General features: G+C 70.3%; 11 protein-coding genes. 5 read left to right on the top strand and 6 right to left on the bottom strand.

Going from position 1 to position 19,095, the window contains the following annotated elements; all coding sequences use genetic code 11:
• Window positions 1-3: 3 nt before the first annotated feature.
• A complete protein-coding gene (locus JWS13_RS14225; protein WP_206006120.1) occupies window positions 4-3,225 on the bottom strand; it encodes a (Fe-S)-binding protein in 3,222 nt (1,073 codons plus the stop codon).
• A 620-nt stretch (window positions 3,226-3,845) separates the two neighbouring features.
• On the opposite strand from JWS13_RS14225, the gene JWS13_RS14220 reads away from it, so the two are divergent.
• The 4 genes from JWS13_RS14220 (at window position 3,846) to JWS13_RS14205 (ending at window position 7,043) form a co-directional block, all read left to right on the top strand.
• A complete protein-coding gene (locus tag JWS13_RS14220; RefSeq protein WP_206006118.1) occupies window positions 3,846-4,292 on the top strand; it encodes a hypothetical protein in 447 nt (148 codons plus the stop codon).
• A gap of 294 nt (window positions 4,293-4,586) precedes the next feature.
• Complete coding sequence (locus tag JWS13_RS14215) at window positions 4,587-5,261, top strand: DUF8020 domain-containing protein (protein ID WP_206006116.1); 675 nt, start codon at window positions 4,587-4,589, stop codon at window positions 5,259-5,261.
• 373 nt (window positions 5,262-5,634) lie between these two features.
• A complete protein-coding gene (locus JWS13_RS14210; RefSeq protein WP_241032182.1) occupies window positions 5,635-6,345 on the top strand; it encodes a DUF8020 domain-containing protein in 711 nt (236 codons plus the stop codon).
• A complete protein-coding gene (locus tag JWS13_RS14205; RefSeq protein ID WP_206006112.1) occupies window positions 6,342-7,043 on the top strand; it encodes a DUF8020 domain-containing protein in 702 nt (233 codons plus the stop codon). Before JWS13_RS14210 ends, JWS13_RS14205 begins: the two co-directional genes overlap by 4 nt.
• Before the next feature lie 153 nt (window positions 7,044-7,196).
• On the opposite strand, the gene JWS13_RS14200 is transcribed toward JWS13_RS14205, so the two are convergent.
• The 5 genes from JWS13_RS14200 to JWS13_RS14180 all read right to left on the bottom strand — a co-directional run bounded on the left by JWS13_RS14200 (window position 7,197) and on the right by JWS13_RS14180 (window position 15,270).
• Window positions 7,197-8,507 (bottom strand): S1 family peptidase, encoded by a 1,311-nt coding sequence (locus JWS13_RS14200; protein ID WP_206006110.1) that lies wholly within the window; start codon window positions 8,505-8,507, stop codon window positions 7,197-7,199.
• Window positions 8,508-8,764: 257 nt separating this feature from the next.
• A complete protein-coding gene (locus JWS13_RS14195) occupies window positions 8,765-10,084 on the bottom strand; it encodes a S1 family peptidase (protein WP_206006109.1) in 1,320 nt (439 codons plus the stop codon).
• A gap of 112 nt (window positions 10,085-10,196) precedes the next feature.
• Window positions 10,197-11,360, bottom strand: a complete 1,164-nt coding sequence (locus JWS13_RS14190) for a hypothetical protein (protein ID WP_206006107.1) — start codon at window positions 11,358-11,360, stop codon at window positions 10,197-10,199.
• A gap of 120 nt (window positions 11,361-11,480) precedes the next feature.
• Window positions 11,481-13,436, bottom strand: a complete 1,956-nt coding sequence (locus JWS13_RS14185) for a LuxR C-terminal-related transcriptional regulator (RefSeq protein ID WP_206006105.1) — start codon at window positions 13,434-13,436, stop codon at window positions 11,481-11,483.
• Between the two features lie 7 nt (window positions 13,437-13,443).
• Window positions 13,444-15,270 carry an Hsp70 family protein gene (locus JWS13_RS14180; protein WP_206006103.1) on the bottom strand — a complete coding sequence of 609 codons (1,827 nt, stop codon included), beginning with the start codon at window positions 15,268-15,270 and terminating at the stop codon, window positions 13,444-13,446.
• Window positions 15,271-15,628: 358 nt separating this feature from the next.
• Here JWS13_RS14180 and JWS13_RS46080 point away from each other — a divergent pair, with 358 nt between their 5' ends.
• Window positions 15,629-19,036 (top strand): IniB N-terminal domain-containing protein, encoded by a 3,408-nt coding sequence (locus JWS13_RS46080; protein ID WP_206006101.1) that lies wholly within the window; start codon window positions 15,629-15,631, stop codon window positions 19,034-19,036.
• The last annotated feature ends 59 nt before the right edge of the window (window positions 19,037-19,095 follow it).

The following is a 19,095-nucleotide window of genomic DNA, read 5'->3' as shown; positions in this document are numbered from 1 at the left end:
CGGCTAGCTCTTCCGGCCCGGTGCCTTCGCGCCGGCCTTGAAACCGAGCCCACCGGGTTTGGCCTGCGGCGGGGCCTGCGCCGTCTCCGGTGCCTTGCCGTTGGACCCGTCGCCGTTCGACTCCTCTACCTTCGGAGCCTCGGCCGCGGGTGCTTCGGCTTTCGGTGTCTCGGCCTGGGGTGCTTCAGCCGGGGAAGCCTCGGGTGCCTCGGCCTTCGGTGCTGCGGCCTTGGGAGCCGCAGACTTGCGGGCCCCGGGAGCCTTGGCACCGCTCTTGAAACCGAGTCCACCGGCCTTCGCCACCGGAGGAGCCTTCGGAGCCTCGGCCGCGGGAGCTTCCGAGGCGGAGGAGGTGTCGACGACCTCCGGTTCGGCAGCCGGGGGTGCGACAGCCTGGGATTCGGCGACCGCCGGCTCGGCCGGAGCGGCGGCCTTCGCGCCGGGAGCCTTCGCCTTGCCCTTCATCTGCAGGCCCTTGCCCGGTGCCTTGGCGCCGGACGCGAGTCCGAGCCCCTTCGGCTTCGCTGCCGGCGCGTCCTGAGCGGGCGTTTCGGCGGCGGGAGCCTCAGCGGCCGGTGCGTCGGCGGCCGGAGCGGCGGCCTTCGCGCCGGGAGCCTTGGCGGCACCCTTCATCTGCAGACCCTTGCCGCCCGGTGCTTTCGCACCACCGGCGAGCCCGAGGCCCTTCGGCTTGGGAGTCTCCGCTGCCGGAGCCTCGGAGCCTGCGTCAGCCGCCGCGGCGGGAGCAGCCTTCTTGGCGCCGGGAGCCTTCGCCCCACCGGCCATGCCGAGACCCTTGCCGGGCGCCTTGGCGCCGGGAGCCTTCGCTCCGGGTGCCTTGGCCAGGCCCTTCATCGCCAGGCCCTTGCCCGCGGGAGCTTCCGTGGCGGCCGGAGTTGCGGCGGCCTCCTCGACCTCTTCGACGCGTTCCTTCTCGACCACCGCTGCCTTGGCCTCGGCTGCCACCGGTTCGGCCGGCTTCTCGCGGGGGACGACCTTGATGTTCTCGGTCAGCTTCTCCGGCTCGAGACGCGTGATGGACGAGAGCATCAGCTGGGCGACGTCGACGACCTCGACACCCTCACCCTGGCCGGACTCCTGGCGAGCCGTGACACCGTCGGTGAGCATGACGCGGCAGAACGGGCAGCCGGTCGCGATCTTCTTCGGATCGGTGCTGAGCGCCTCGTCGACCCGGTCGATGTTGATGCGCTTGCCGATGTTCTCTTCCATCCACATGCGGGCACCACCGGCACCACAGCACATGGACCGTTCGCCGTGCCTCGGCATTTCCTTCAGCTTCGCGCCGGAGGCTTCCATCAGCTCGCGGGGAGCGTCGTAGACCTTGTTGTGGCGGCCGAGGAAGCAGGGGTCGTGGTAGGTGATGTCCTCACCGACGGACGCGACCGGAATCAGCTTCTTCTGGCGGACCAGGCGGTTGAGCAGCTGAGTGTGGTGCACCACCTCGTAGTCGCCGCCGACCTCCGGGTACTCGTTGCCGAGCGCGTTGAAGCAGTGGGCGCAGGTGACGACGATCTTGCGCTTGCGCTGCTCGACGCCGTCGAAGACCGAGTTCAGCAACTCGATGTTCTGCATGGCGAGCTGCTGGAACAGGAATTCGTTACCTGCGCGGCGAGCAGAGTCGCCGGTGCACGTCTCGTCGGCGCCGAGCACCATGAACTTCACGCCTGCGGTGGCGAGGAGTTCGGCGACGGCCTTCGTGGTCTTCTTGGCGCGGTCCTCGTAGGCGCCGGCGCAGCCGACCCAGAAGAGGTACTCGTAGTCCTCGAAGCTGTCGGCGTCCTGGCCGAACACGGGGATCTCGAAGTCCATCTCACTGATCCAGTTGAGACGGTCCTTGGAGTTCTGACCCCACGGGTTGCCCTTGTTCTCGAGGTTCTTGAACAGGCCGGCCAGCTCGGACGGGAACTCCGACTCGATCAGCACCTGGTAACGGCGCATGTCGATGATGTGGTCGACATGCTCGATGTCGACGGGGCACTGCTCGACGCACGCGCCACAGTTGGTGCAGCTCCACAGCGTCTCGGCGTCGATGACCGGGGCCAGCTCGCCTTCGACGGTCTCGCCGACCAGCTTGCGCTCGGCCTCCTGGCGGGCTGCCTCGGGGATCGCCGCCAGCTTGGCGTCGTCGACGGCGCCTTCGCCGTTCACCAGGCCGACCTCGTCGCCGCCCATGTCCTTGCGGCCACCGGCGAGCAGGTACGGAGCCTTCGCGTAACCGTGGTCGCGCAGCGACGTGATGAGCAGCTTCGGGGACAGCGGCTTGCCGGTGTTCCACGCGGGGCACTGCGACTGGCACCGCCCGCACTCGGTGCAGGTGGTGAAGTCCAGCCAGCCCTTCCAGGAGAAGTCCTCGATGTTGCCGGCACCGAACGTGTCGGTGTCGGGATCGGCGTCCTCCATGTTGATGGGCTTGCCACCGGACATCATCGGCTTGGCGGCGCCGAGTGCGACGTCGCCGTCGTCCTCACGCTTGAAGTAGATGTTCGCGAACGCCGCGAACCGGTGCCAGGCGACACCCCAGGTGATGTTGCGGCCGACGACGTAGAGCCAGATCATGCCCGACATCAGCTTGACGAAGGCGAAGAACGCGACCATGTTCGGGCTCGCGGGCAGCAGCTTCGCGAGGTTCATCGTGAAGAAGTCGGTCCACGGGTTCGAGTGGCCGTAGGTGGCGATCTTCCCGGCCTTCACGAAGATCATGCCGAGACCCTCGATGAGGACGACGGCCTCGACGAAGTACGCGGCCTTGAAGTCGGAGCCACCGAAACGGGACAGCCGCGCGGGCACGCGGGGGTGGTTCAGCTGGCGGATCACGATCAGCGTGGTGATACCGATGACCGTGCCGAGGCCGAGGATCTCGTCGACGAAGTGGTAGACGGCGGTGTTACCGACCAGCGGCCAGTGGAACTCCGGGTTGAACGTCTGGCCGTACGCCTCGAACCACACGACGGCTCCGAGCATGAAGCCGACCATGACCAGCCAGTGGGCCCAGCCGACGGTGCGGAACTTGCTCATGCGCGTGTGGGCGATGAACTCGACACACATCTGCTTGAAGCGCGGGAAGAAGGGGTGCCATCGATCCGGGGCCGACTGGCCGATCCGGACGACGTTGACCATCTTCAATGCGCCAGTGATGAAGGAGAACCAACATACGAGGCTCAGCAGCACGCCGATGGTGCCCAACGTGATCGTCAGGGCATTCATGTCGCGGCCTTTCGTTTCAGGGCGGCAGGGCGGCCACCTCGGGACTGCTCGTGATCCTAACGCTTGCTAAGTTACCCGCTGGTAACTTATTAAGGCTACCTGCGGGTAACTTACCGGGCTAGAGCGGGATATCTGCAGCTGGGGCGCCGATGGAGCATGTGGTGCATGCCACAATCGGACTTTCTGTTCGCCACGTTAAAGGTTCGAATTTGCGGCGTTCACCCAAGGTCGCCCTAACTTCTGCGGACGGGCCGCGCGGGGCGTCCCAGGAGTCTCTCGCGTGTGCTCCGGCCGCCATTTCGGTCACGAATGCAGCGCGGTTGCATTGCGGTGGGATAACGGCGGGCAAATATTCCGTGCGTCGATGTCGGCCGTGCCGAAAATCCGCCCGGCGGGCCTAATTCACGCCATGTAATTCGTGCGAATTATGTTGCAATCGACCAACTTGCGACCGGGGCCTTGTCGCTGCGATGAATTTTTCGTCAATGGACATTTCCGCCGTGATTCCGCTGTTACTCTGAGCGTGTTTTCCGGCCCTGGTCAGCGGTCGCAACGGGGGTCGTGCAGTGCACTTCGATCACATCAGTACTTCGTCGCGTCGGTCCTGAAATGAGGCATCAATGATCGTGAGAAGAGCTGCAGTAACGGCAGGCATGGCGGTCGCCGCCATGGGTCTCGCTGCCGGGGTTTCCCACGCGGGGCCGGCGGCGGCGCCCGCCCCCGTCGCGCCCGCGCCGACAGTGGCGGCACCCGCCGTACTCCCGCTGCCGTTCCACGACGTCGCGTCCCGCGAGGAGAACGACAGGGCGTTCGGCCAGTTCGGCGCGCAGGTAGGCATCGCCGTCACGGTCGGCAGTCTCGTCGGAACCATTGCCGGAGCCGGAATCGGTTGTATCGCAACACTTCCTGCCGGGTGTGTGCCCGGTCTCGTCACGGGAGCGGGTATCGGCGGGGTTGTCGGAACCATCGTCGCCGGCGGTCCCACGCTCGGCGTCAGCGCCTACCAGTTGTGGGAGACGTACAACGCCGCCCCGGGGACCTCGATCTACGCCGACAGGGACGAGTAGAACCCTCGCCTCGGTCACCCGGCCCCGTCGTGTCACGCACGGCGGGGCCGGGTCGTGTGCGGGCGGCCTCCGCGAAGAAACCGACCGGTTCCCCGCTTTCGATGGGAATTACTGCATGAAGGACTGGTGCAATTCTTGGAATTCGGTCCCGGCGCCGTTCCTGATGCGAACTTCCATAGCCCTTCGTCGACTATTGGTGACGAGCCTTTTCTCGAGTCGAAACTCAATTGGGATCTGTCGGAGCAGCAAGTTACTGTTTAGCGGCGGATGGGGTTGAAACCTTAAGGGGATGGAATGAAGTTGCGTCGTTTCGTTACGACTTCGGCACTTTTGGTGGGTGCCCTCGCGGCCGGATCCGGGGTGGCGGTCGCGGAACCGGCGGCCGAGCCCGGAGCCGACATCGCATACGAGACTCGCGTGGAGGATCGGGCAGTCGTCACGAAGATCGATGCGGGCGCGTTCGTTGTGTCGTCGGATCGCAAATCGGTGTCACTTGAAGACGGCGCCGGAAACGCAGTCCTCTCGCTGCCCCTCGCGTACCGCTTCGACGATCTGCAGTTTCCCTTCGAGGAGAAGGTCAGCGAGGACGGCAAGACTCTCACGTTGACTCCCGTCGTCGATCGCGCGAAAGCGACGCCGATCGCAGACACCGATCTTCCGCTGAGCGATGTTGCTTCGGTCGAGGAGAACACGCGCGCGCAGGCCAATTTCGGTCAGCAACTCGCACTGGCCTCGGCGGTCGGTGGACTGGCCGGCACCGTCGTCGGTGGCGCGATCGGGTTGGTCGGCCTGATTGCGGGGCCGGTCGCCCTGGCGACCGTCCCGGTGTTCGCGGCGGTCGGGGCAATTGCCGGAACCGTCATCGTCGGTGGGCCGACCCTGGTCATCGCAGGTATTCAGCTTGCGCAGACTCTGACGGCGCCCGATGGCACCACGATCTGGGCGAAGAACGACAAGGGCGCGAAGTAGCCAGTTTCAGAGGCGCGTGCGCCCAAGGGAAGGTGTGAATATTCATGGCGGAATTGTTCGGAATCCTGGCCGACATCTTCGGCTACGTGATCACGATCGTGACTGTCGGTCCCAAGCTGCTCTGATGTCGGTCCGAAAGATGTGCGACACCACGACATGGGTGATCTAGCCGCACGGCTGCAAGACCACTGATCCGCCCGTCTCCTCCCGGAGGCGGGCGGTTCGTCGTCGTATGGACTTTCCGAAAGTGAACCTCGTCACAGCGGCGGAGCTGACGTCCCGGGTTTGCCAATGCTTAGGCTAACCTTCGTCCGTCACAGCGCTGCTCTTGAAACGGGTCTCGATGAACCTCCGACGGTTTACTGCCACATCCATGCTTGTCGTCGCGGCGATGGGAGTCGGGGCTGCCACGTCATACGCCGATCCGGCCCCCGCACCCCAGCCGGCAGTGGAACACGGCATCCCGAATATCAACTACCTGACCGCGCGTGACGGTGACGCCGCTGTGGCCACCCTCGACGCCGGCGCCTTCGCGATCAACGCCGCGAACGACACCGTCGACGTGGTCGACGACAGTGGCCGTGTCGTCGCGTCCATTCCCACTTTCTTCCGGGTCGACGACCTGCAGCATCCGTTCTCCGTGGCGGTCGACGAGTCCGCGCGCGTCCTGCGACTCGTCCCGAACATGGATCCGTCCGCAGCGACCCCCGTCCCGGTGTCGGAGCGGATCACCCTCGACGACGTGGCCGCACCGCAGGACAAACAGGAACGCGACGACCGCGCGCTCGACGACTTCCAGCAGCAACTCGGCATCACGAGTGCGATCACCGCGATCGTCGCCGCCATCATCGGCGGGGCCATCGGCTGTGCGATCGGCATCATCCCCGGCACCGCTGCCCTGGTGATTCCGTTCCTCGGCCTCGCCGGGCCGGTGGCAGGGTGCATCGGGGGTGCGCTGATCGTCGCGCCCGTCGTCGCGCTCGCGGGCACCATCGTGGTCGGCGGCGGCGCCCTGGTCGTCCTGGGCATCCAGTACCTGAACACGATCAACAGCCCGTTCGTCGCGCCGGAACCCACGGCATGAGCGGCCGGTTCGCGCGGAATCTGCGGGCTCTCACCGGAGCAGCGGTCCTCGTCGTCGCGGCGCTCGGCATCTCTGCCGGAACCGCACACGCGGCCCCGATGGCACAGCAGGAATCGTCCGACATCGGCTACGAGGCCCACGCCGAGGGCGAGTCCGTGATCACGTCGATCGACGCGGGCGCCTTCCGGGTCACCGACATCGGTGACGCGATCGAGGTGGTCGACGACAGCGGCAAGGTGGTGGCCGCACTGCCTCTCACGATTCGTGTCGGCGACGCCGTCTACCCGATCGACGCCGACCTCGACGGGCGAACGGTGACGCTCACCCCGCACGTCCCCGAGGACGTCGCGTCTTCGCTGAAGTCGGTGGCGCAGGACGGATTCGACACCCAGAAGGAGCGCGACGATTCGGCGCTGGCCGACTTCAACAGCTACCTCGGGTACGCGACGCTGATCGGCGGCCTGATCTTCGGTGTGATCTTCGGTGTCGTCGGTCTCGTGGTCGGGTGCGGACTGCTCGCCGTGACCGTGGTCGGCGCTCCGGTCGGCTGCCTCGGCGGACTGCTGGCGGGATTCGCCGCAGGCGGGCTGGCCGGAACCATCTTCGTCGGCGGCGCCGCACTGGTGATCCTCGGAATCCAGTACCTCGTCACCGTCAACACCCCATTCGTTCCGCCCGCGCCCGAACCCACCTCCTGATCGGTTTCGCGCACACGGTAGTCAGCGCGAAATGGTGTGCGGCCCTGCAGGGGTCGCCGATGTCGCACTGACGCAAAGCTCGTCGTGATCCGTCACAGACGACTACGGCCCGCCTCCCCGAAGGGAAGCGGGCCGTCGTCGTCGGTGGGTGCGTTACGAGGTGCGCACGCGCAGACCCGGGTTCTCCGCCAGCACCTCGTTGATCGGCGTCGCGAACAACTCGGGGCTCTCGCCGAGGACGAACGTGACGACGTCCGCGACCTGGCAGATCGGGTACTGCCCGACGTTGGAGGCGCTCGAGATGCCGAGGGCCAGCGTGCCGGTCACGATGGTGCCGCCGCTGTCGCCCTGCAGGGCACACATGCTCGTCGAGAAGCTGTCGGCCAGCGTGCGCTCACCGACCGCGACGGTCTGCGCGACGGACGTGACACGACCGCAGGTGAAGCCGGTCGTCAGACCCGACTTGCACACCGGGGCGCCGACGACGGGGTCGGCGGTTCCGGTGATCGCGACCGGCGCCGCACCGGGCACCCGGACGCCGTTGTTCTCGAACCGTCGGGCGGCGTCGTCGTCGGCCCGGATGATCGAGTAGTCGTGGATGTCCAGGCTGGTCTTGGCGAACGTGCCGATCCGCGGACCGGTGCCACCCTGGACCAGGGAGAATGCCTCCGAGGCCTCCGAGGTGCCTGCAGCGCCCCGGTTGGGGTCGCAGTGCCCTGCCGTGATGTTCACGGGCCGGCCCGACCCGTCGGTGCCGTTGAACCCGAGCGAGCAGCGCAGCCCCACTCCGCCGCCGAGCGAGCCGTACGCGTCGCCGCCCAGCAGGGCGTCGGCGGGCAGCGGTTCGGCGATGGGGGTGAGGTCGGTGGAGGGCAGCGGAGCGGCCGTCGCAGGCGACTGCACGACGCGGGCGCCCTTCAGGAAGTCCGGAAGCTGCAACCCACCCACGTTGTCGGCGCGGAGCACGAGATCGTTGTTGACGATGTCGATGGCGACGCCGCGAACGAGATCGGCGACCGCGGGCGGTTGGGTGTCCAGCCAACCGTCGAGCGATTTCACCTGCGCCTGCAGGCTGCTCTCGCTCTGTGCCACATCCTTCACCTGGAAGCCGGCCTTGTCGGCCGCGGCGACCGCGGCCTCCTTGTCGGCGCCGTCGGCGAGCCCCACGATCGGGGTGCCTGCGTTGTCGAGCCACGTTCCGGCGAACGCGTCCGGGAACTGGGTGCGGGCGATCTTCGCGAACTCGGCCAGCTTCTGGCCCAGCTCGGCGTGCTCCAGGTACTGATCCGGGCTCAGCGACAGATCACGCGAAATTGCGTCGATCAGTTCCGCGGGAAGCTTGGCGGCCTGGCCGGACACTCCCGGCTCGACCGGATCGGCCTGAGCAGAGGCGGTGACCGGACCGAGGAGCAGCAGCGCGGCGGAGCCGAACACGGCGGCACGACGTGCGATGGAGCTTCGCATGGGGGCCTTTCTATGTTGTTTGTTCGCAGTTGCCTCGCGGGCGCACGCGAATACGACCCCCCTGACGGGTAAGGCCGTACACAGTCGGAGTCGACTATATGGGTTCGCCCCGTCTATTCCCACCTGTAACACTCTCGGCGGGCGACGCAGCTGGACAAAGCGGACACCGGACCGTCGCGGCACCCTGCCGTACACACACCTGCGCCCGGTGTCCGTGACGAAACGGGCACCGGGCGCAGGGTGAAAGCGGTGGCGAACTAGTCGGAGATGGTGCGCACGTGCATCCCGGATCCGACCGTGTCCACGATGTCCGCGACCGGGATGCCGAGGCTGGCCGTGCCGCCCTCCGGTGCCAGCACCAGGTTCGCCTCCGTGCAGTTGGGGGCGCCGGCGGCGTTGGAACCACTGGTGATGCCCAGCGCGAGGGTGCCGGTGACGATGGCGCCGCCGCTGTCACCCGCGAGAGTGCAGGCGGTGCCCGCGAAACCGTTGATCACGCGGCTCGAACCGTCGGCCACGAACAACTGCGTCTCGACGTGATCGGCGGCGACCACACCACACGTGAACGACGACGTCTGACCCGACTTGCAGATCGGGGCGCCGACGACGGGACGGGCGGTGCCGGTGATCTCCAGGGTGGTGCCGTTCGCGCCGCGCACCGCGGGACGGTCCAGACCGGCCTTGACGCCCGCGTCGTTCAGCTTGATCACCGAGTAGTCGAGCTTGTCGGCCGGGTTACCCACCGACGACTTCGAGAACGCGCCGATCTGCTGGCTGTCGTCGACGTTCTGATGGTTGGGGAGGAACACCGGCGACGGCTGGCCCTCGACGGGGTTGCAGTGCCCGGCGCTGATGTTGACGGCCTGGCCGCTGTCGTCGACGGCGTTGAAGCCGAGCGAGCAGACGGAGATCTCCGAGATCGGCGTCTTCGGCAGTTCACCCGCGGTGGTGATGTACGTGTCGCCGGCGAGGGGACCCCGCTCCACCGGACCGCCGCCGCCGGGGCTCAGCATCACCTTGACGTTGGCGAGCAGCGTCGGCAGGTTCAGCGCCTGGCCGACGGGGCTGTTGACGACATCGATGACGACGCGGTTGTCGAGAACGTCGATCGACGCGGAGTTGACCTGGGAAGCCACGTCCTTCGGCAGTCCCGCGATCCAGCCGTTCACGTCGGAGAGGGTCTTCTCCAGGCCGTTCGCGGACACCGGCGCAATGCGGGTGTCGTACCCGGCCTTGGCTGCGGCGTCGGCGGCCTCGTTCGTGGTGACCGCGACGACGGGGTTGCCGTCGAGGCCGATCCACGCCCCGGCGAAGTCGTCCGGATGCTCCTCCCGGAAGTCCGCGGCGTAACTACCCAGCTCCTGTGCCTTCGCGGCGCGGTCGAGGTATTCCTGCGGGCTGATCTTCAGGTCGCGGGTAATGGCCTCGACGAGTTCGGCCGGCAACTTGTCGGCGCTCAGCTGCGTGGTGTCGGGCTGCGTAACAGGGTCGGCCTGGGCGGCAGTGGAAAACGGAAAGAGAAGAAGCATTGCCGAGGCGCCTACAACAGCGGCGCGGTGCGCCAGCACGTTACGCATGAAATCCCTTCTGCACGGAATCCGTTCACTGAGGATTCCTTCTGGGGTGGGTATCAGCGCCCCACCTTAAGCTACGGACGGGTCGACCTGTCCGGGAGGTGTGATCGAAGCCTCACTGACCTGGCGTTTTCAGCGCGGGCCGCACCGGAGTCGTCGTGGTGGTGGTCGCGGCCAGCGGTTGCGTCGTCGTGGTGGTGGTCGTCTCCGACGAAGTCGTCGTGGTCGTTGCGGCAGTCGTCGTCGTGGTGGTCTGCGGGACCGTGGTGATCGAGGGAAGGGTGATCACCGGCGTCGTCGTCGTCGTGGTCGTCGTCGTCGGCGGGGGCGGGGGCGGGAACACGGATGTCGTCACGACCGGCGCGGGCGGGGGAGCGACCGGGATCGGGGCCTCCACCTCCGTCGTCACGGCCACCTCCTGCGTGCTCGCCGTCGGGAACACCGCAGGCGCGACCGGTGTGGGTCGCGTGGTCGTCGTCGTCACCGCCGCGGTCTGGGCGTCCTGGATCGACGGGACCGCGGTGCTGCCGTTGCCGGTGAGCGCGAACGCGACCGCCCCACCGGCCACCACCAGTGCGGCCGCGGCGACGCCGGCGATGATCAGCGGCCGACGGTCGGGGCGCTTGGCGGGTGCGGTCGGCGTGCTCGCCGGAGTGGACGCCTCGGTCTCGGCCGACGGAAACGCGTCCGCGGATGCAGCAGCAGCGGCCGCCGGCACCGCCGTCACGGCGGAATACGCGGTGTGCAGCGGGGCCTCGACGACGGGAATCGACTCCGTGTCGGCGCTCGTGTCCTCGTCGGTCAACGCCAACCCGGCCGCCAGCAGCGCCGCGCCGTGGGCCGGGGACTCGGGCGACGCGGCGAGCGCCACCGACTCCGGGATGAGCGTCGCCTCGCCCAGACCCATGTAATCGAGCGATTCACGCAGCTTGGTGACGATCTCCGGCGCCCAGTCCGACGGATGGGTCGCGGTGACCTTCACCGTCCCGGACAGTCCGTCCGACGCCTCCCGGAACAGGCAGAACATCGCCGTCGCGACGAGGTCCTCGGCGCGGGTCAGGGAACCCGCGTACTCGATGCCCGCGGGCTCGCCCACGCGTGCGAGGAAGTCGCGGACGGCGCCCGTCGACTCCGTGCCGGGGTCGCCGAGCTGCACGGTGCCGTCTGGGGCCGTGAACAGGACGGACGGGTGTTCGATCGTCCTCACGTCGGTTCCGGAAGCGGTCACCACCGCCGTGGAAACCGAATCGCCGACGGTGAGTCCGACTCCGGTGGTCATGGAAGATCCTTACTGGCACGGTTCAGAGGGGTGCATCATCGCACCATGTGCACAGTGTGTCGCCTCCCGCGGTCGAATGGTTACATCCGGCACCCGTGAGTACTTGTTAACCGCCGGCGGTTAAGAAGTACTCACGGGTGGCGAAGCCGCAGACCCGTGGCCCATCGCACGCAGCATCGACAACAGTTCCGAGCGCGACCCGGCGCCCAGTCGCCGCCGGATCCGGGCGACGTGATGCTCGATCGTCTTCGCGGAGATGTAGAGGCGCGACCCGATCTCCCGGTACGTCAGCCCCTGGACGAGCAGGTCGGCGACCTCCGCCTCGCGGTCGGTGAGCGACCCCGGGGTGTTCGGGCTCGGCACGACCGCGGAGTCGGCGCCGTTGCCGGCGGACGTCGGCTGGCGCAGGGCCCGCGCGACCTGCAGCAGGGTGGTCGCCACCCTGGTGTCGGAGGCGCGCAGCGCGGCCTCACCGGCGAGGCGCGCGCCGTCCCACGGCAGGCCGATCCGGTCGAGGGTGCGGGCGGCGTCCTCGACGGAGGCGGCGTCGATGTCGCCCTGCAGCACGCGCAGCCAGGCGCGACCGGCGGTGGCGAGCCCGGACGCGTACGGGCTGACCTTGGCGGCCTCACCGAGTGCGCGGGCGTGCGGCATCAGATCGGCGGGGCATTCGGCGAGGATCGAGGCCTGCACGCCGTACCAGTGCAGGGCCGATCCCCACATCGCCGGTTCGCCGAGGGTCCGCAGCAACGACCGGGCGTCCTCGACGAGGTGGGTGATCCGGCCGGGTTCGCCGACGCGGATCGCGGTGAGCCACAGTTCGCCGAGCGGCAGCAGGCTCAGCAGGTCCACCGAGTATTCGGCGAGCACCCCCTGCGCGCCCGCCCACGCCTGGAGCAGCGCCGCGTTGTCGCCGGTGCGCCGCGCCAGCCCAACCCGCAGGCCGTGGACGAACAGCAGATCGCGCTGGTGCATCGTCGCGGCGTCGAGACCGTCGAGCCGGGACTGCGCCGACGTGAGGTCGCCGCGGACCATCGACGTCCACGCGGTGAGCAGTTGGTGCCGGTTCGCGGTGACACTGCCGGGGCGCTCAGCGTCCCGGGCGCGGATGAGGACGGCGTCCGCGTGGGCGAGTTCGCCGCAGTGGAGTGCGGCGAGGGCGGTGATCGCGGCGGGGGAGTCGGGCAGCATCCGCGGCCGCGACGCGCGGCCGGGCAGCGACAGGGCGCGGGTCAGTGAGTTCAGTGCCGCATTCGCGGACGCGGACACCGACTGCACGAGTCCGGTCGCGACGAGGGCCGCGCCGGCGGTGGCGGCGGTGGGGGGTGCGCCAGCGCTCGTCGCGAGGACGGCTTCGGCGTCGTCGAGCCGGCCCGCGACCACGAGGACGGAGGCGGCGACGGAGGCGTCGGCGCCCGCCCGGTCCGCACCGAGCCAGGCATACAGTTCGGCGCTGCGGTCGATCATGCCGCAGAACGCGGCGCCCGCTGCCGAAATGCGCACGGCCGCAGCGAGTTCCGGACCGTCGACGGTCGCGGATCGTTCGAGGACGGAATCGGCCAGGCCGACGGCGGTGTCGAGGTCACCGTTCAGGGCGCTCGCCTCGGCATGCGCGACGACGGCGCCGTCGCGGAGCCTGCCGACCCGTCCGGCTTCGGCGTACAACGCGACGGCGACGGCCGGTTCGGCGAGTTCGGCCTGGGCGCAAAGGAATTGGCTCAGCTCGTCGCTGGGTGTGCCGGTCGCGGCCACCGCGCGGGCGACGGGCAGCGTGAGCGTTCCGCCGTCGACGTGATGGGCGAGCAGGCGGCGGGCCAGCGTGTGCAGGCGGTTCTCGCCGAGCGTCGTCGTGAGATGCGTGCGATCGAGAACCAGCGTGTCCCGTTCGTCGACCCAGCCGTCCGAACGGAGCGCGTCGACTGCGGCGCGGGCGCGGTCGGGTTCGACATCGAGTACCCGGGCGACCACGGTCTCGTCGAGGTCGCTGCCGAGCAGAACCAGTGCGAGAGCGGAGAGTTGCGGGCCGTCGAGGTCCGCGAGTTCGGTGGGAGGAAGCGGTGAGGGCAGCGAGGACACCGGCGCTCTATCCGCCGTTGCCGAGGACGCCGGGCACCAGTCCGGTGACTCCGCCGACGACGCCGCCGACCGTGTCGCCCACCCCGGTGACCGTGTCGCCGACCGCGCCGGCACCACCGACGATGGTGTTGGCGATCGCGGCGCCGCCGTCGGACGGAACGCTCGGTGCCGGAGCGGGCGCAGGTGCCGGTGCGGGAGCAGCGGGTGCCGGTGCCGGTGCAGGCGCCGCGGCGGCGGGGGCCGGGGCGGTGCCGGGCGCCGCGGCAACCGGTGGGGCCGCGGCAGGTGCGACGGTGCCGGGTGGGACGGTGCCGGGTGCGGCGACCGGAGTCGCGACGCCGGCCGCGGTGCCGGGAACCCCGGTCGCGGCGGCGACACCCGCGGCCTCGGTGCCGGGTGCGACGGCGCCCGTCGCGGCGGCCTCCGCCGGAACACCGGACGTGGCGGCCGCACCCGCCGACGTGCCCGACGACTGCGAGGTGGTCGAACCCGAACTGGACGCCGGTGCGACGTCGAAGGCCGTGCCGAGCGACAGCCCGCCCGCGGCGAGCAGGGCGATGGCGGCGACGGACGCGGAGATGATCCCGGCCTTCTTCTTGCGCGACATCCCGGTGGGGGCGGGGTCGACGGGTCTCGGTGCGGGCGGCCGGGCGGGGAGGACGACGGTGTCGGCGTCCGACTCGACAGCCGGGGCGGCGGCGGGCGCTGCCGACGCGGGCGCGGCGGTGGGAACGACGACCGGCATCCGCGCGACGGTCGGGGCGGCGGCGCGTCCCGCATCCCGGTCGGCGGCGAGCAGCGCCGCACCCAGGGCGGCGGTGTGGCCCGGACGTTCGGCCGCGACGACGGGAACCCGCAGCTCCGCGGACAGGAGTTCGGCGACGAGCGGGATGGCGGCGCTGCCACCGGTGAGCACCACCTGGGTGACGTCGCTGGATTCGAGACCGGCGGCGTGGATGCTCTCGCGGACCAGGGTCACCGAGTCCTGCAGGGGTTCGCGGATGAGGTCTTCGAGTTCCGAGCGGACGAGGCGCACATCGGTGGAGATGCCGGGCAGTTCGATGCCGATGGTGGCCTCGGTGTCGGAGGACAGTGCCTCCTTCGCCGCGGTGCACCGGGTCCGCAGGCGGGTCAGCGCGGCGACGGTGTCGGGGGCGAACGGGTCGATGTCGCCGAACTCCTCGGCGACGTTGCCGAGGACGTACTGCATGGTGGCGTGGTCGAAGTGGGCGCCGCCGAAGTCCTCGGACCGCACCGGCTTGCCGAGGACGCCGGTCTCCGTGCCGTGTGCGTCCGAACGGAACAGGGTGATGTCGAGTGAGGTGCCGCCGAGGTCGTAGATGACGGTCAGCGCGTCGCCGAGGGTGCCGCGGGTCCGTTCGAGCCACGTCATCACCGCCTGCGCCTCCGACACGAGGGTGGCGTCCGCGACGCCGGCCTCCTCGAGCGCGTCGGCGAGGACCCCGACGGTGTACGGCGGCCAGACGGTCGGGTGGGCGACGACGGTGGCCGGGAGACCGTGCCTGCCGGATGCCGCCTCGTGCACGATGCAGCTCACGGCGGTGGCGACGAGGTCTTCGCCGGAGTAGGTCGAGCCGTCGTCGGTGAGGATCCCGACCGGGTCGCCCACGCGGTTCGCGAAGTCGGACACCGTCACGGCGTCCGGTTCGCCGCCGTCGCCGCCGAGGAGGGGTGCGCGGTCGGGGGAGAGGTGCAGAACGCTTGCGCGGGACAGGACGGTGAGGTCGGCGGCATCCGTCACGCTCGCCCCGTCCGTGTCGACGGCGGCCACCGTGTTGACCGATCCGACACCGATGCCGAGCGCTGCAGCCATGTTCCACTCCTGTGGTCCGGGCGGGCGTCACGCCGCCTGTGTCAGACGGACGGTGCCGCCGTCGTATGTGACGGCCGGGGCCGTCGTGGTCACTCGAATTGTCGCGTGCGGCGGCCGTTTCGTTACGCCGATGCGCAGGTCGACGGCAGTTACGGGGCCGATCCCCTAATGCCCCCCTACCCCCTAACGGCGGGGGCCCGACCCCCGATGGGAGATCCCCGATACCGGGGCCGGTGAGTAGGGGGCGCCGCCCCGTTGGGAAGGGGGCCGCCGATCCATAACGTGTATTTCACTCGCCGTCACAGCAGTTGTGGTGGCCACCCGAACTCCCCGAACCTCGACCACAGGAGAGATTGCCATGGCTACCAACGCCGTCCTCGACTTCATCCTCGGCCTTCTTCGCGACGAGCAGGCTGCGGCGGCCTACTGCGCCAACCCGACCGACGCGCTGTGCGCTGCCGGCCTGCAGGGTGTGAGCCACGCGGACATCGTCTCCGTCGCTCCCCTGGTCGCGGAGTCGGGTCTGTTCGCGGGCAGTGGAGCCGATCTGGCGGCGATCGTCAACGCCGGTGCCGGCGTCGTCGGTGACGTCGCAGGCGGTCTCGGCGCGGGTGTCGGCGGCGGACTCGGTGGCGGCCTGGGCGCCGGCCTCGGTCTCGGTGGCGGCCTCGGCGGTGCGGTCGGTATCGGTGCCGGCGCAGGCCTCGGTCTGGGCGCCGGCCTGGGCGGCGACTTCGACTTCGCCGCGGAACTCGCGGCCGGTCTGAGCGCCGCGCTCGGTGCCGCACTGGAGATCGGCGGCGAGATCGGTGCGCAGCTCGGTGCCGCGCTGGGTGCGGCTCTTGACGCGGCACTCTCCCTCACCGGTGGCCTCGACCTCGGCAGCGCACTCGACCTCGGCGCCGTGATCAGCGGAGCCCTCGGCGGAGTGCTCGGTCTGGGCACCGACCTGACGGCCCAGCTCGGCACCACCCTCACCGCGGCGATCACGGCCCTGCCGGTGGTCGACGTGGCAGGTGGTCTCACCGGGATCCTCGCGCCGGCACTGTCCATCGGCGGCGACCTCGGCGCCGAGCTGGGTGCGGCTCTCGGTGCCGCCCTCGGAAGCGTCGTCGACCTCGGTGGCAGCGTGGACGGTGACATCCTCGCCGGACTCGGTGCCGGCCTCGACCTCGGTGGCGTGCTCGGAACGACCCTCGGCAGCGTGCTCGGTGTCGACGCCGGTCTCGGTGGCTCGCTGGGCGGTGCCCTCGACGCGGCAATCGGCGCCGGCGGCGGACTGGGCGCGACCCTCGACGGCCTGCTCGGCGGTGACCTGCTCGGCGACGTCGCCGGTTCGCTCGGCGGAGTCCTCGGCACCGACCTCAGCGGGGTCCTCGGTGGCGCGCTCGGCGGTGTCCTCGGTGCGGGCGGCGACCTCGGCGCAGACCTCGGCGGCGCGCTCGGCGCGACGCTCGGTTCGATCGCGGACCTGGGCGGCGGACTGGACCTCGACGCGATCCTCGGTGCGGGCGGCAGCCTCGGCGGTGCCCTGAGCGGTCTGCTCGGCGGCGAACTCGGAGTCGGCGGCGACCTCACGGCCGGTCTCGGCACCGCGCTGGACGCCGTGCTCGGTGCCGGCGGCGGACTCGACCTCGGTGCCGTGCTCGGAGCCGACGGCGGCCTCGGTGGCGCGCTGAGCGGCATCCTCGGCGGCGTCCTCGGCGCCGGCGGCGACGTCAGTGGTGACCTGGGTGGAGCCCTGGGCGGTCTGCTCGGCGGCGCCCTCGACCTGGACGGCGGCCTCGGCGGCGCACTGTCCGGTGCACTCGACAGCGGTCTGGGACTGGACGCCGCACTCGGCACGGTCCTCGGCGGCGCCCTCGGGCTGGACGGTGGCCTGGCCACGCAACTGGGCAGCACCCTCGACGCCGCACTCGGCGCCGGCGGCGTGACGGGCATCGACCTCGGCGGTCTGCTGGACGGCGGACTGGACCTCGGTCTGGGCGGCGACCTCGGCCTCGGCGGCGAACTGACGTCGGAACTGACCACGGCGCTGAGCGGTGCCCTCGGTCTGGGCGGCGACGCAGGCGCGAACCTGGGAACGGTCCTGGGCGGCGCGCTGGAGAGCGGCCTCGGGCTGGGCGGTGTCCTCGACACCGGTGCCGATCTGGGAACCACGATCAGCAGCGCGCTGGGTGGAGTGCTCGGAGTCGACGGTGACGCCACCGCAGGCCTGGGTGCGGCGCTCGACGCGGTGCTCGGCGCGGACGGCGGAGTCGACCTCGGCGGGGCGACCGATCTGGGTGGTCTGCTCGGCGGCGCGTTCGGTGCCGGTGGCGCTGCGGGCGCCGATCTCGGCGCGGCCCTCGGCGGAGTGCTCGGCGGTGCGCTGGAGACCGGCGGCGCCCTCGACCTCGACAGCGTCCTCGGCGCGGAGGGAAGCATCGGCAGCACGCTGGGCACCGCTCTCGGCGGCGTCCTCGGCGCGGACGGCGACCTCAGCGCGACCCTCGGTTCCGCACTGGAAACGGCACTGGAGGCCGGTGGCGGCCTCGATCTCGACTCCGCTCTGGACGCCGACCTCGGACTCGACGCCGCAGCCGGCGTGGGCGGCGCCCTCGACGGTGCGCTCGACGCGGGCACCGGTCTCGCGGGTGGCCTGACCAGCGGCATCGACGGCGCGCTGGGCGGGCTGCTCGACGTCGGCACTGACGTCACGGGCAACGTGGGCGGCGCCGTCGGCGGCGGTGTGGCGGGCGGCGCGGACGCTGCGGCCGGCATCGGTGCCGGTGTCGCGGCGGGTGTCGGCGCGGTTGCCGACGCCGGAGCGGACCTGGGCGGCAGCCTCGGAACCAACCTGGTCGGCGGACTGGACACGGCCGGTGGCCTGGGCGCCGGTCTGACCAGCGGCCTCACCGGTGGTCTCGGCGGAATCTTCGAAACCGGTGCGGGCCTCGGCTCGGCACTGACCGGCAGCGTCGGCGGTGCCGTGGACGCGGTCGGCGAGGCAGGCGCCTCGGTCGGCGCGGTCGCCGACGCCGGTGCGAGCCTGGACGCGAACCTCGGCGGTGCCCTGGACACGGCCGCCAACCTGGGCGGCACGGTCGGTGGCGCCCTGGATACGGCCGCCAACCTGGGCGGCACGGTCGGTGGCGCTCTGGACACGGCCGCGAACGTCGGCGGAAGTCTGGGCGGCACCGTGGACGCCGCTGCCGGAATCGGCGGCGACGTGGCAGGCGGACTCGAAGGCAGCGTGGACAGCGCCGTCGACGCCACCGCCGGTCTTACCGGTGGCCTGGACGCCACCACCGACGCGGCCGCCGACCTCGGCGCCGGACTGTCCGGTGGCGTGGGCGGTCTCGGATCCCTCGGCACCTCGGTCGGCGGCGCCCTCGACGGTGCCGTCGGTGGAGCGGTCGACGGCGGAGCCGCAGTGGGCGGTGCCCTCGACGGCGCAGCGTCCGCCGGTGGCTCGGTCGCGGGTGGCGGATCTGCCGGCGCGGATGCCGGTGCGGACGCCGGCGCGGACGGTTCCGCGGACCTCGGAGCGGTCGGCGGCGCAGTCGCCGACACCACCGGTTCGATCGCCGGCGGCCTGGGATCCACCCTGGGCGGTGCCGTCGACACCGGCGCCGACACCTGGTCGTCGATCGACGCGGACAACGCGTTCGGCGCCGACTCGGGCCTGCACGCAGACACCGACGGTTCGCTGTTCGGCGACACCGACTCCTCGGTGGACCTCTCGCACGACGTCACGGGCGTGGTCGATCACCTCGAGCCGTGATGAAACGGCGGTTCCGGCATCCCCCAGACGGGGCGGCCGGGACCGCCGTACGATGTAAC

Source organism: Rhodococcus pseudokoreensis (genome assembly GCF_017068395.1).
Taxonomy (GTDB): domain Bacteria; phylum Actinomycetota; class Actinomycetes; order Mycobacteriales; family Mycobacteriaceae; genus Rhodococcus_F; species Rhodococcus_F pseudokoreensis.
Note: the sequence above shows the minus strand (reverse complement) of the source record. Positions and strands in the feature narration are given on the sequence as shown.

Bases quoted from the DNA above. Each gene is read 5' to 3' on its own strand.
- JWS13_RS14225 (WP_206006120.1), bottom strand. From the start codon at position 3,225: ATGAATGCCCTGACGATCACGTTGGGCACCATCGGCGTGCTGCTGAGC.
- JWS13_RS14195 (WP_206006109.1), bottom strand. From the start codon at position 10,084: ATGCGTAACGTGCTGGCGCACCGCGCCGCTGTTGTAGGCGCCTCGGCA.
- JWS13_RS14200 (WP_206006110.1), bottom strand. From the start codon at position 8,507: ATGCGAAGCTCCATCGCACGTCGTGCCGCCGTGTTCGGCTCCGCCGCG.
- JWS13_RS46080 (WP_206006101.1), top strand. From the start codon at position 15,629: ATGGCTACCAACGCCGTCCTCGACTTCATCCTCGGCCTTCTTCGCGAC.
- JWS13_RS14180 (WP_206006103.1), bottom strand. From the start codon at position 15,270: ATGGCTGCAGCGCTCGGCATCGGTGTCGGATCGGTCAACACGGTGGCC.
- JWS13_RS14205 (WP_206006112.1), top strand. From the start codon at position 6,342: ATGAGCGGCCGGTTCGCGCGGAATCTGCGGGCTCTCACCGGAGCAGCG.
- JWS13_RS14220 (WP_206006118.1), top strand. From the start codon at position 3,846: ATGATCGTGAGAAGAGCTGCAGTAACGGCAGGCATGGCGGTCGCCGCC.
- JWS13_RS14215 (WP_206006116.1), top strand. From the start codon at position 4,587: ATGAAGTTGCGTCGTTTCGTTACGACTTCGGCACTTTTGGTGGGTGCC.
- JWS13_RS14190 (WP_206006107.1), bottom strand. From the start codon at position 11,360: ATGACCACCGGAGTCGGACTCACCGTCGGCGATTCGGTTTCCACGGCG.
- JWS13_RS14210 (WP_241032182.1), top strand. From the start codon at position 5,635: ATGCTTGTCGTCGCGGCGATGGGAGTCGGGGCTGCCACGTCATACGCC.